Here is a 10,061-nt window from a genome sequence, read left to right as displayed (position 1 = left end):
TGCCAACAACACCGAATTCGGCCTGGCCAGCTACTTCTACAGCCGCGACGTGGGCCGCGTTTTCCGGGTCAGCGAAGCGCTGGAGTACGGCATGGTGGGCATCAACGTCGGCATCCTCGCCACCGAGCATGTACCATTCGGTGGGGTCAAACAGTCAGGGCTGGGCCGGGAAGGCTCGCACCACGGCATGGATGACTACGTTGAGATCAAATACCTCTGTATTGGAGACATACAAAAATGAACCGTAAAGCATTTATTCAGGCCACGCTATTGGCCCTGAGCGCATCCTTCGCGATGGCCACGACTGCGCAAGCCGCCGATGCCCCGAAGGCCAAAGTCGTATTTCAGGTGAGCGATGGCGATGCCGCGAAATGGAATCTGGCCCTGAACAACGCAAAAAACGTGCAGCAGGAACTCGGTGCCAACAAGGTGGACATCGAAATCGTGGCTTATGGCCCCGGCATTGGCATGCTCAAGGCCGATGCCACCGCCAGCAACCGCGTGACAGAAGCGACCCAGTCCGGCGTGAAGATCGTGGCCTGTGAGAACACCATGGCAGCCCAGAAACTCTCCAAGGCTGACATGAACACTGCCATCAGCTATGTGCCGGCCGGGGTCGTTGAGCTCATGAAAAGACAGGGCGAAGGCTGGGCCTACGTCCGCCCCTGAGTCCGGTCAGCTCTTATAATCTGCCACTTCGCGGGTGTAGTTCAATGGTAGAACGCTAGCTTCCCAAGCTCGATACGTGAGTTCGATTCTCATCACCCGCTCCAGTCAACGCCATGGCACACACAGAATCCGGCGCATCTGAGTTTGATGCGCCGTTCGTGTTTTCAGCCGACGGCAAAAAATCCCTGTACTTCACGCTTGACCAGCTGCAAAGCCGGATGTGCAGCGGGCAACCCGCGCAGCTGGAGGTGGACTACACGCGCACCATGATGGGCTTTCTGATGTTTGACAGCCATCCGGCCAGCATCGCCATGATTGGGCTGGGCGGTGGCTCGCTACTCAAGTTTTGTCACCGTCACCTGCCAGACGCACAGCTGACGGCGGTCGAGATCAACCCCCATGTGATCGCATTACGCCGCGAATTTGAAGTACCCGAAGATGATGAGCGAATCGCCATCATCTGCGCCGACGGCGCCGACTTCGTGCGGGAGCTGTCATCGGATCCCTCCCGCCGGTATGACGTGCTGCTGGTCGACGGCTTTGACAGCGAGGGACAAGCGCCAAGCCTGTGCACCCAGCGCTTCTACGACGACTGCTTCCAGACCCTCTCACCGGAGGGAATCCTGGTAGTCAACCTGCATCACGACCACCCCGACCACTCGGTATTCACGGGGCGCATCAGACTGGCATTTGACGGCAACCTGCTTGAAGTGGCATCAAAAGAAAAAAGCAACAGCATTGTCTTCGCGCGCAAAGGCCGCCGGATTTCAGTGGACGAGCTGCGCGATAGCGATCCGCTTGAGAACTTCGACCCAGAAGTACGCGCTCAACTCCAGCGTGAGTTTTCGCGTATCTCCTGGGACATCACACAACCCGTTTGACTTATTGCAGCTGCACGCCGGTCTTGGCCTGCAGCTCTTCGCGCGTCACGCCCGGCGCCATCTCCACCACCTTCAGGCCATGGGGCGTCACGTCCAGCACGGCCAGATCGGTGATGATGCGGTCCACCACGGCCACGCCGGTGAGCGGCAAGGTGCAACTCGGCAGAATCTTCAGATCAATGGTGCCGTCCTTCTTTTTTGCCACGTGCTCCATCAGCACCACCACGCTTTTGACGCCGCCCACCAGGTCCATCGCGCCGCCCATGCCCTTGACCATCTTGCCGGGAATCATCCAGTTGGCCAGGTCGCCCTTTTCGCTGACCTGCATGGCCCCCAGAATGCTCAGGTTGATCTTGCCGCCGCGAATCATGGCAAAGCTGTCATGGCTGCCAAAAATGCTCGAGCCGGGAATGGTCGTCACGGTCTGCTTGCCCGCATTGATCAGGTCGGCATCCACTTCATCTTCCGTGGGAAACGGGCCGATGCCCAGCATGCCGTTTTCGCTCTGCAGCCAGACTTCGATGTCCGGGCTGACGAAGTTCGCCACCAGGGTCGGCAGGCCAATCCCCAGATTGACGTAAAACCCGTCCTGCAATTCCTCAGCCGCTTTGGCCGCCATTTGGTCGTGTGTCCAGGCCATGATCAGACTCCTGCTTTCTCGGTGATGGTTCTCTTCTCAATCCGCTTTTCCGGATGCGCATTGAGCACGATCCGGTGCACATAGATGCCGGGCAGATGCACTGCATCGGGGTCGAACGTACCGGTCTCCACAATCTCCTCCACCTCGACCACCGTGATCTTGCCCGCCATCGCCACCGCCGGGTTGAAGTTGCGCGCCGTGCGCCGGAAGATCAGATTGCCGCTCTTGTCGGCTTTCCAGGCTTTGACCAGCGACACCTCGGGCAGCAGGGCGTGCTCCATGACATAGACATGGCCATCAAACTCGCGGGTTTCCTTGCCTTCGGCCACCAGCGTGCCCACACCGGTGCGGGTGTAAAAGGCCGGGATACCGGCACCACCGGCGCGCAGCTTTTCAGCGAGCGTGCCTTGCGGCGTGAACTCGAGCTGCAATTCACCGGCGAGGTATTGCCGCTCAAATTCCTTGTTCTCGCCCACGTAGCTGGAGATCATCTTCGTGATCTGACGCGTCTCCAGCAGCTTGCCCAGGCCAAACCCGTCGACGCCGGCGTTGTTGGAGATGACCGTGAGGCCTTTCGCGCCGCTGTCGCGCAGGGCGTCAATCAGCGCTTCGGGGATCCCGCACAGGCCAAATCCGCCAACAGCCATGAGTTGGCCATCGCGGACGATGCCTTCCAGCGCCTTGACCGCGCTTGGGTAAATCTTGTTCACTGTTCATCTCCTTCTAAGAAACAATTTCCGTACGATACTACTTAGCTACATACGTAGTTTTCCGTAAAGTACAAACCCTGATCTGCACTGCACACCCACCCATGGATGTTGATTACCGTCTTGCCTTCGAGCTGGCCCCGGTCGGACTGGTGCTCTCACGCAACCGTGCCATTGTGGACTGCAACCGCCATGTGTGCGAGATGTTTGGCGCATCACGCGAATTGCTGGTGGGGCAGTCGTTTCAGGTCCTGTACCCCAGCGCCATCGAGTTTGAGCGCGCCGGCCTGCGCATCGCGCCCATTCTGAACCGCAGCGGCACCTATGCGGACAACCGCATCATGAAGCGCTCAAGCGGCGAAACGTTCTGGTGCCATGTGACCGGACGGGCGCTCAACCAGTCCGTGCCGCATGAGGCCGGCATCTGGACCTTTGAAGACCTGAGCTCACGCCGCCCGGTCAAGGCCGAGCTCACAGCGCGTGAACGCGAAGTGGCCGCCCATCTGATGGACGGCCTGACATCCAAGGAAATTGGCAAGGTGCTGGCCATCAGCCACCGCACTGTCGAAATCTACCGGGCCCGGCTGATGCGCAAATACGGGGCCTCCAATACGGGCGATCTGGTCCACAAACTGATGGTGGGCTAAGGCAGGGTCACCCTCGCGCCGGGACCGGTGCGCTTGTTTGATAAATATCTACAACAGCCGGGGTGCATCTATTTAAGATGATTCTCATCATGATGCCGGGCAACTTCGAATCAACAGGACTGGAGGACGTGTCTGTTGCGCTGAACGCGCAGGGCGACACCATTTTTCTCGACCTGCTGGACAAGCGCTACGACGATTTCCGGGTCCCCTTCTCGCGCCAGGAGGTCGAGCAGGCGCTGGAGGACTACGCGTCGAACCAGATCGGCGTTGACCCGCTGGTCGCATTCGGCTCGACACTGTTCAACGCCCTGTTCTCCGCCGAGCGTGGCCGCGTGCTGTGGGAACTGCTGGGCCGTGTGACCCGTGACAACCGGGCCCTGCGTTTGCGCATCCTGACCGCCCTCGAACGCACGCAGCACTTGCCCTGGGAGTTGCTGTTCGACGGTTCGCGCAATGACTTCGTGGCCTTGTCGGGCCGCGTGGCGCTGGTGCGCACAAGGCCGGACGGCTACAACCGCCACGCCACCCTGGCCGCGCTGCCGCAGTTGCGGGTGCTGGCCGTGACGGCGGACCCCGACGGCAGCCTGGGCGCCGACGCGGATCTGGCGGCGCTGCAGGCACTGGTCCAGGCACAGCCGCAACGGCTCCAGCTACAGACGCTGCCGTCGGCCACGAGAGCCAGCCTGAAGAAGGCCCTAACGACGCAGAAGTTTGACGTCTTCGTGTTCTTTGGCACGGGCGCGCTGCGGCCGGATGTGAGCAAGGCGGGCGGCTTGCGCCAGGAGGTGCAGCTGATCGCGGAGAACGAGCAGGATGATGGGCGGCTGAACCGCAACAAGCTGGGTGAGGACCTGTGGCGGGCCGGCGTGCGGCTGGCGCTGCTGGACGGCAACAACAGCGACTGGGTGGCGCGCAGCCTGGCCAAGCACATCCCGGCCTCCATCGGCTTTCGCGAGACCACAAGGCGGGAAACCCGCAGCGTCGTGATCGACGGGCTGTTCCGGGCGCTGGTGACGGGCCTGCCGCTGGACCTGGCGGTGACCGCAGCGCGGCAGGCGATCGACCGCGCGCAACCGGGCAGCGGCGAGTGGTGCAAGCTGATTTTTTACCTGCAGCCGCCGGACGGGTGCTTTCTTCTGGCACCGCCGCCAATCGAGGCACCCGCGCGTCAGGCGCCGCCCGTGCTGAACCGCGAACTCGCCAAGCTGATGCGCCTGCGCGAGGTCTACCAGGCGAACCTCAACGCGCTGGAGCAAAGCGCCATGGCGCCTGCGCAGGCGGACTGGCGCCTTCAGGCGGACGCCCTGCGCGAGAAGGTTGATGCCCTGGCGCGCCAGATCGACCAGGCCGCGGGCTCGCTCAAGCAGGACGCTTCGCCATGACCGGTGCCGATGCCCTGGACCGGCTGGTGGCGGCGACGCTGAAGCTGTTTGAGCGCGAGCGGCTGGTGGAGCGTTTCAGGCAGCAGGTTGAGTCGCTGGAGCAGGGCGGGCTTGAGCCGGTGGTGGGTGAGCGCGTCCTGCTGGACGAGGTGCAAAAGCGGCTGGCAGCCGGCTTTGAGCAACTGCGCACCCTGCCCGGCAGCGATCGCGAGAGTCGGCTGAGCGACATCGAAGCCGTGCTGGACGGCGAGGCCTGGGAGTCTGTCGCCGACCTGCTGCCCGATCTGGAAAAGAAATGCCACCTGCAGGCTGAACTGGTGCAGGAAGCGGGCTCGCAGCTCAAGTCCTGGGAGAACGAGGTGGCCGAGCTGGCCCGAGTGGTCGACGGTGCGCGCCAGGATGGTGCACCGTTCGGTGCGCTGGAAGAAGAATTGAAGGCGGCGCGCGCCCGGCTGGCGAGCCTGCGCGCGGCGTTGACCGAACGCATGTATGCCAATTTGCGCAACCTGCGCGATATGGCCGCGCTGGCGATCACCCGCTTCGCACAACGGGTGCACCAGGCCGAGACGCAGGTCAGCCGGGTGAAGTCGCTGGTCAAGCAGGCCGACCTGCTGATCATGCAGACGCGCATTGACGACGATAATTTTGAGTACCGGGTGCTGCTGCGCTGCGCCGATCGCACGCAGACCCGGGGCATCAACATCATCCAGGACGTGTTGCAGGTCACCCGTGCCGATCGGGATGATCTGGTGGCGCGGGTCAGCGCCATCACCTCGGGAATCAATCAGCGCTTGCGACGCGATCATGCGACGCGTGGCGGCACGACGGCAGTGCCAAGCGCCGCCGCGACGGACGCCGCCGCCCTGCCCGGCCCCGATGCCACGGATTTCAGCACCGAGATAAAGAACCTGGGCCGCTTCATGCTCAGGACCGTGATTCCGGAGCAAATGCATGAGCTGCTGCGTTCGCAGGACTGGTCCTTCAGCGTCACGACCAATGACCTGGCCCTGCCCTGGGAGTTGATCTGCCTGGACGAACCGGAGGGCGAGGATGTCGAAGAGCCTCAGTTCCTGTGCCTGAGCAAGTCGGTCTCCCGCATGCCGCTGGGTGAGGTGTTCCCGACCATGCGCCGGCGCCGCCGGCCCGATGCCGCACAGGGACGCCGCATGCTGCTGATCCATTCCGACCCGCACGGCAATCTCCCGGCTGCGGCAGACGAGGTGCAGACCATCGCCGACGAGCTCACGGCGCTTGCGGCCAGGTCCGGCTGGCCGCTGGACATCGTGCGCCTTGATCCCGCCAACGCCACCAATTCCCGGCTCAACCAGGTGCTGATGGAGGAACCCTCGTTTGACTTCATACACTTCGCCGGGCACGCGTTCTTCGACACGGCGACGCCGGGGCAAAGCGGCCTGGTGCTGAAGGACAGCGTGCTCACGGCTGACAAGATCCGCCGGCTCAGCCGGGGCGGCTCACTGGTGTTCCTGAACGCGTGCGAGTCCGGCGCGGTCGCCCGCGACAGCGATGCCCAGCAGGTGTCCTATTTGCTGCGAAACCCCGATCCGGTGGTCGGGCTGGCATCGGCGTTCGTCTACAGCGGCGCCCTGGGATGCATTGGTTCGCTGTGGCCGGTGTACGACCAGGCGGCCGCCGCGCTGGCGGTCAAGTTCTACACCTATGTGCTCGCAGGCGACCCGACCGGCGAGGCCTTGCGCCGCGCCCGGGCCGAGATCCGGCGCGAGTTTGCCGACGTCAGCACCTGGGCGGCCTATGTGCTTTATGGCGACCCGACATTTCGGCTGACGGAGGGCTGAGTTCAGGCTTTGCCGGGCCCGTCCACCACCTCGGCGGCACTGCGAAACGCCTCCACCGCCGACGGCACGCCGCAGTAGATGCTGGCATGCAACAGCACCTCCTGGATCTCCGCGGTGGTGGCGCCGTTGTTCAGCGCCCCGCGCACATGGCCCTTGAGTTCGTGCTGCTTGCCCAGGGCCGTGAGCATGGCCACGGTAATCAGGCTGCGGGTCTTCAGGTCCAGGCCCTCGCGTTGCCACACGTCGCCCCAGGCATTGCGGGTGATGTACTGTTGCATCGCCATCGTGAAGTCGGTCGCCTTGCCCAGGGCGTTGGCGACAAAGTCTTCGCCCATGACCTGTTTGCGGGTGGCCAGGCCTTTGTCAAATTGTGAATCCATGTCTTGTTTCTCCGGTGGGTTCGAGTTGGCGCAATGGCACAGGATAATCCCAGTTTTGAACACCAGGACACACCATGGCCCGCTACCCCGCTCCAGAACTCAAAGACCTGCCCGATGACATCCGCGCCAAAGTGCTGGAGGTGCAGGAGAAAGCCGGCTTCGTGCCCAACGTGTTTCTGGCGCTGGCGCGGCGCCCCGCCGAGTGGCGCGCCTTCTTTGCCTACCACGACGCCCTGATGCTGAAAGAAGACTCGCGCCTGACCAAGGGCGACCGCGAGATGATCGTCACCACCACCAGCGCCGCCAACAAGTGCCTGTATTGCGTGGTGGCGCACGGTGCCATCCTGCGCATCTACGAGAAGAAGCCGCTGGTGGCCGACCAGGTGGCGGTGAACTACCGCAAGGCCGACATCACGCCGCGCCAGCGCGCCATGCTGGATTTTGCGATGAAGGTCTGCCTCAAATCCGACGAGATCGAGGACGCTGATTTCGCCGCCCTGCACGCCCACGGCTTCAACGACGAAGACGCGTGGGACATTGCCGCCATCACGGCGTTCTTTGGCCTGTCCAACCGCATCGCCTCGTTCAGCAACATGCTGCCCAACCCGGAGTTCTATGTGATGGGGCGCGCACCCCGAGCCAAGTAGTTGCTATACAAACTATAGCTAACAAGGCATAGTGCACAAGGGCTGGAGGCTGATTTCTCATAAACATCAGCTGACAATCGCGCGCATCCAGTCGGGCAGGGTCTGGGCTTTCTGCTTCGGAAAATCCACCCAGATCGTCGTGGCACCCCCTGCCGCATAAATCACGCCGGGCTGGTCGGCCCGCTCCATCGTGGCCCAGCTCTCAAAGGTGGTGCGCCCGGGGTCGCTGACATACATTTTGAGCAGCACATCACCGGGGAACTCGAGCTGCTTGTAGAAGTTGCAGAACGCGTTGACGATCACCGGCCCCTCACCCTGCGGGTCGGGCAGGCAGCCGATGGAATTCATCCAGTCAATACGGCAGGTTTCCAGGTAGCGGAAGTAGATGGTGTTGTTGACATGGTTCATGGCGTCCATGTCGCCCCAGCGAATGGGGATGAGCATCTGGTACACGAGCTTTTTCTGCTCTGGAATCTCGAATTTCATGGTCTATTCCTTGACAAATGAGGGGCACCGCCGACGGGGCATCACCGATGCGCCCTGACGGACGCAAGAATACCCAGCGTAAACAGCACGGCAGCGAGCAGTTGCAGCCCGCCGGGCCAGGTGCCGTCCCACACCAGCGAGTACAGCAGCGCGAACAGGGTCTCGCTCACAATCAGTTGGCCGCACAGACTGGCGCTCAGCCGCTGACTGGCGATGTTCCAGAGAATGGTGGCAATCCAGGCCGAGCCGATGCCCGTTGCTACACAAATAATAGCTATCAGCCCAATATTGTCGAGGGCCAGAAGCTCATTGGTGCTCGAGCCCGCGACCAACCAGAGCAGTACCGCGCCCACGCCGGTGGCAATGCCAAGCCAGTTGGCCCATTCGGTCGCATTCACTTCCGGGTGGCGCTTGAGCCAGGCCGCATTGAGGATGGCAAATGCCGTCCAGCAGACCGCCGCGGCGATGGCCAGCGCAATCCCCTGCCAGTAGTGGCTACCAGACGGGGCTGGGACCACCTGCGGCACGCCGAGGGGCACATTCATCATCAACACCAGCCCGGCAGCGGTCAGCACCAGCCCCGGCAACAGGGTGGCCCACTTCAGGCCAAGCGGCTTGCCCAGCAGCATCACCCAGATCGGAATCGTGCCAATAATGAGGGTTGGCACCTCAGTGCCCGCGCGATGGATGGCCAATACCAGCAGCAGGTAGTAACCACTGAAGCCCAGCACGCTCATGCCCAGTGCGGCCAGCGCCTGCGCCGTCGTGGGCAGCTTGTGCGTCGCCCGCGTGAACGCCATCACCAGCGCCGCCATGACACCAAAACTCACAAAACGACCGGCGGTCAAATCAACCGATGACAGACCCGGCGTCATGCGCGGCGCGACAAACACCCAGCCCCACAACGCCCCGGCCGCCAGGCCCGCCAGAATACCTTTCAGCATTCAAACGCCAAATCCATCGTCAGCCGAGATCACCGCCCCGTTGATGAAGTGACTCTCGTTGGCACACAGCATGACCAGCAGGGCGTCCAGGTCCTTCGCCTGCCCGACCCGCTTGCGTGGCAGCATCTGCATCAGCTTCTTGCCCTGTTCAGTCTTCCAGTGGTGGTGGTTGATTTCGGTGTCGATATAGCCGGGGCAGATGGCGTTGACGTTGATGCCGTGCTTGCCCCACTCCAGCGCCATGGCCTTCGTCATCTGCACTACGGCGGCCTTGCTCATGGCATAGACACCGATTTTCGGCAGCACGCGCAAGCCCGCCATGGAGGCGATGTTGACGATGCGCCCGCCGGTATAAGTGCCGGGTGCCGACCCTTGCGCCCGCGCCAGCATGCGCTTGCCAACCTCCTGCGCCATAAAGAACGCGCCGCGGACGTTGGTGTTGAACATGCGATCGAAATCGTCTTCCGACACATCCTGGATGCGCTGCGTGGTGCTGACGCCGGAGTTGTTGATCAGGATATCGATGGAGCCGACTTCGGTCTCGGCATGCGCCACCGCCGACTTGATGGAATCGACGTCGGTCACGTCCAGCTCAATCACGTGGGCGTCGCCGCCCTCGCCTTCAATCTGGGACCGCAGGTCCTTGAGCCTGTCAACCCGGCGACTCGCCAGCACCACGGCAGCACCGGCGTTTGAGAGTGTTCTGGCAAACTGGGCTCCCAATCCACTGGAGGCGCCGGTGACAAAAGCCACCCGGCCCGAAAGATCAATGCTGTAAGCCATTTAGAGAGTCTCCACAAAACAAGAAGAACGGCCGTCTGAATGCGCCAATTCACCGAATAAAATCAGCCGCAGCATCGATAG

The 10,061-nt window shown here is 62.4% G+C and carries 13 protein-coding genes and 1 tRNA gene; 8 read left to right on the top strand and 6 right to left on the bottom strand.

Annotation, left to right across the window (positions count from 1 at the left end; genetic code table 11):
- From Q7T10_RS13770 to Q7T10_RS13755, 4 genes are all read left to right on the top strand, one after another.
- On the top strand, positions 1-241 hold a 241-nt coding region (locus Q7T10_RS13770), incomplete at its 5' end, for an aldehyde dehydrogenase family protein (RefSeq protein WP_304749213.1).
- Positions 238-669: a DsrE family protein gene (locus Q7T10_RS13765; RefSeq protein WP_304749212.1), complete on the top strand. Its 432-nt coding sequence runs from the start codon at positions 238-240 to the stop codon at positions 667-669. The genes Q7T10_RS13770 and Q7T10_RS13765, both read left to right, overlap by 4 nt.
- A 30-nt stretch (positions 670-699) precedes the next feature.
- A tRNA-Gly gene (locus Q7T10_RS13760) sits at positions 700-773 on the top strand.
- A 9-nt stretch (positions 774-782) separates the two neighbouring features.
- Positions 783-1,550 carry a transferase gene (locus Q7T10_RS13755; RefSeq protein ID WP_304749210.1) on the top strand — a complete coding sequence of 256 codons (768 nt, stop codon included), beginning with the start codon at positions 783-785 and terminating at the stop codon, positions 1,548-1,550.
- Between the two features lies 1 nt (position 1,551).
- Here the strand turns inward: Q7T10_RS13755 and Q7T10_RS13750 are convergent, their stop codons facing one another.
- Together Q7T10_RS13750 and Q7T10_RS13745 are read right to left on the bottom strand one after the other, a co-directional pair.
- On the bottom strand, positions 1,552-2,190 hold the full coding sequence (locus Q7T10_RS13750; RefSeq protein ID WP_304749207.1) for a 3-oxoacid CoA-transferase subunit B: 639 nt from the start codon (positions 2,188-2,190) through the stop codon (positions 1,552-1,554).
- 2 nt (positions 2,191-2,192) lie between these two features.
- Positions 2,193-2,900, bottom strand: a complete 708-nt coding sequence (locus tag Q7T10_RS13745; RefSeq protein ID WP_304749204.1) for a CoA transferase subunit A — start codon at positions 2,898-2,900, stop codon at positions 2,193-2,195.
- A gap of 101 nt (positions 2,901-3,001) precedes the next feature.
- Between Q7T10_RS13745 and Q7T10_RS13740 the strand changes: the two genes are divergently transcribed.
- From Q7T10_RS13740 to Q7T10_RS13730, 3 genes are all read left to right on the top strand, one after another.
- Positions 3,002-3,544 carry a PAS and helix-turn-helix domain-containing protein gene (locus Q7T10_RS13740; protein WP_304749202.1) on the top strand — a complete coding sequence of 181 codons (543 nt, stop codon included), beginning with the start codon at positions 3,002-3,004 and terminating at the stop codon, positions 3,542-3,544.
- Between the two features lie 62 nt (positions 3,545-3,606).
- On the top strand, positions 3,607-4,926 hold the full coding sequence (locus Q7T10_RS13735) for a hypothetical protein (protein ID WP_304749199.1): 1,320 nt from the start codon (positions 3,607-3,609) through the stop codon (positions 4,924-4,926).
- Positions 4,923-6,740: a CHAT domain-containing protein gene (locus Q7T10_RS13730; protein WP_304749196.1), complete on the top strand. Its 1,818-nt coding sequence runs from the start codon at positions 4,923-4,925 to the stop codon at positions 6,738-6,740. Before Q7T10_RS13735 ends, Q7T10_RS13730 begins: the two co-directional genes overlap by 4 nt.
- A gap of 2 nt (positions 6,741-6,742) precedes the next feature.
- Here Q7T10_RS13730 and Q7T10_RS13725 read toward each other — a convergent pair whose 3' ends face one another.
- A complete protein-coding gene (locus tag Q7T10_RS13725; protein ID WP_304749193.1) occupies positions 6,743-7,120 on the bottom strand; it encodes a carboxymuconolactone decarboxylase family protein in 378 nt (125 codons plus the stop codon).
- A gap of 74 nt (positions 7,121-7,194) precedes the next feature.
- On the opposite strand from Q7T10_RS13725, the gene Q7T10_RS13720 reads away from it, so the two are divergent.
- Complete coding sequence (locus tag Q7T10_RS13720) at positions 7,195-7,767, top strand: peroxidase-related enzyme (RefSeq protein ID WP_304749190.1); 573 nt, start codon at positions 7,195-7,197, stop codon at positions 7,765-7,767.
- 66 nt (positions 7,768-7,833) lie between these two features.
- Here Q7T10_RS13720 and Q7T10_RS13715 read toward each other — a convergent pair whose 3' ends face one another.
- Genes Q7T10_RS13715 through Q7T10_RS13705 form a run of 3 tightly spaced genes read right to left on the bottom strand, consistent with a single transcriptional unit; the run spans position 7,834 to position 9,980 of the window.
- A complete protein-coding gene (locus Q7T10_RS13715) occupies positions 7,834-8,253 on the bottom strand; it encodes a thioesterase family protein (protein ID WP_304749188.1) in 420 nt (139 codons plus the stop codon).
- Between the two features lie 41 nt (positions 8,254-8,294).
- Entirely contained in the window at positions 8,295-9,197 is a 903-nt protein-coding gene (locus Q7T10_RS13710) for a DMT family transporter (RefSeq protein WP_304749185.1), read from the bottom strand.
- The gene (locus Q7T10_RS13705; RefSeq protein ID WP_304749183.1) at positions 9,198-9,980 is read right to left on the bottom strand and encodes an SDR family oxidoreductase; all 783 of its coding nucleotides are present in this window, start codon (positions 9,978-9,980) and stop codon (positions 9,198-9,200) included.
- Positions 9,981-10,061 lie beyond the last annotated feature (81 nt).

Source organism: Rhodoferax sp. (assembly GCF_030646845.1).
Classification (GTDB): Bacteria; Pseudomonadota; Gammaproteobacteria; order Burkholderiales; family Burkholderiaceae_C; genus Rhodoferax.
The sequence above is the reverse complement of the archived record's forward strand: the minus strand, read 5'-3'. Positions and strand labels throughout refer to the sequence as shown.